Source organism: Mesorhizobium sp. M7A.F.Ca.CA.002.04.1.1 (assembly GCF_004022805.1).
GTDB lineage: Bacteria > Pseudomonadota > Alphaproteobacteria > Rhizobiales > Rhizobiaceae > Mesorhizobium > Mesorhizobium ciceri.
Genome location: NZ_RZPL01000944.1, coordinates 1 through 1,767 on the forward strand (window position 1 = coordinate 1; position 1,767 = coordinate 1,767).

The following is a 1,767-nucleotide window of genomic DNA, read 5'->3' on the forward strand; positions in this document are numbered from 1 at the left end:
TCCGAACCCGACAGTTGGTTTTCAACCCGACAGTGGCCCGCCTCAGAGCAGGCTACCGCCCTTCGGAGCAGGCAGAAGCTAATCGAGGTTCGCGGGTTCCGGTTTGAATGTGCAGGTCGCTGCGCGCCTGATCTTTCGGTCTGGCGGCACATGACAAAAACTCTCATTTTGGCCGACGATACCCGGTCAGGAGCGGGTATCGCAGTCGAGAAGCGACCCGAGCACGTCCACAAGATGTGCCGAGTTTGCAAGGTGTGTCATTGTTTCTGTCAACGTTCGAGCGACAGCGCACGACGAAACGTCTGGCATACGCCTCGTCTGGCACGCGCCTCGCATATGTTGCAGTTGCTGCTGGAGATCAGGCGATCGAGTGGGCCTTGCAATTTTCCGATTTTGATGCGCCTAAAGTCTCGTGTACAAATCAGGCTGGCGTGAATGGCCTGCCTAAGTTGCGACTTATTACAAAGGAATGGATATGGCGACTGGAACGGTGAAGTGGTTCAACAGCACGAAGGGTTTTGGTTTTATTCAGCCTGACAACGGCGGTCAGGATGTCTTTGTCCACATTTCCGCTGTTGAACGAGCGGGCCTGTCGACCCTTAATGAGGGCCAGAAGATCAACTACGAGGTGGAACAGGATCGCCGCACGGGAAAGTCCTCTGCAGGCAGCCTCAGCAAGGCTGGCTAACGGTCCGGGAAAGCCTTGGCAAGGTTCGTCATCGCCGGAACGCATTGACGGCTCGAAACCCGGGCCGGAGCATGCAAGTTAATGCCGCGGCAGGGATTGCTGGAGCCATCATGAATTACTCTGGAAATGAGGCTCTTGGACGGGAAAGGCGGGGCTCATCCCCGCCCTTTGATTCCGCGCAGATTGGGCCAACGGCTGCTGCGCGTCCGAACGACTGTTGATACGGATTTAGGCTGCGACCTTCTTGCGGGTCCGTTTCGCCGGCGCCGTGGCTGGGGCTTCCGGCTCTTTCGGTTTGCGGCCGAGTCCCATGGTCTTGGCCAAGGCGGAGCGCGCAGCGGCGTAATTCGGCGCCACCATGGGATAATCCGACGGCAGACCCCATTTGGCGCGATATTCGTCTGGGGTCAGACCATAGTGCGTCGCCAGATGGCGCTTTAGCGATTTGAATTTCTTGCCGTCTTCAAGGCTAATGATGTAGTCCGGTTCGATCGACTTTTTGATCGGGACAGCAGGTTTTTTTACAGGCACAGGCTCTTCTGCCGGTATGAGTCCAGCCGTGCCGTTTAGAGCCCCGTGCACTTGGGCGATCAGGGCAGGAAGCTCCCCCGCCGGGACGGGGTTGTTGGAGACGTAGGCTGATACAACATCGGCAGTGAGCTCGATGAGGATGTCGGTCTTGTGGGGTTCTTCTGTCATAAACTTCTCCGGGCAGCTTGAAACACAGTTGGGCGAAGTGTCGCTTCATAGTGGCGGTTGCCGCTGAAAGCAAATGGATCGACGGGTGCGCTGCTCCTCCACCATTGAAGTCTCGGCGACGCATCCCGTCATCGTCCATCGCTAAAGGCAGCGTATTGAATTATGGGAGCGGTCGCGCCCGCCCCACCATAGCGATACAGCAAGACAATCAAAAAAGCCGGTCTTTGCTTGGCCCCAAATCTTTTCTCCTTTCGTGAACGCTGAGCTGCCAAGCTGCTACAGTTCACCTCGCGGGGCAACCGTGCACAACACAGGAGTTGCCCGAGCGATACATTCTTCACTTGCCGCTTATCAGCGCTGGTGATTGCACTTTGCAGCCT

Annotated in this window: 3 protein-coding genes; 1 reads left to right on the plus strand and 2 read right to left on the minus strand. The window is 56.9% G+C overall.

The window, feature by feature from the left end; all coding sequences use genetic code 11:
- Window positions 1–475: 475 nt before the first annotated feature.
- The gene (locus ENZ75_RS30775; RefSeq protein ID WP_008874821.1) at window positions 476–688 is read left to right on the plus strand and encodes a cold-shock protein; all 213 of its coding nucleotides are present in this window, start codon (window positions 476–478) and stop codon (window positions 686–688) included.
- Window positions 689–916: 228 nt separating this feature from the next.
- On the opposite strand, the gene ENZ75_RS30780 is transcribed toward ENZ75_RS30775, so the two are convergent.
- Window positions 917–1,387: a MucR family transcriptional regulator gene (locus tag ENZ75_RS30780; RefSeq protein WP_024505385.1), complete on the minus strand. Its 471-nt coding sequence runs from the start codon at window positions 1,385–1,387 to the stop codon at window positions 917–919.
- A 128-nt stretch (window positions 1,388–1,515) separates the two neighbouring features.
- Window positions 1,516–1,767, minus strand: a 252-nt coding sequence (locus ENZ75_RS34790; RefSeq protein ID WP_206617140.1) for a hypothetical protein, incomplete at its 5' end; no start/stop codon positions are given.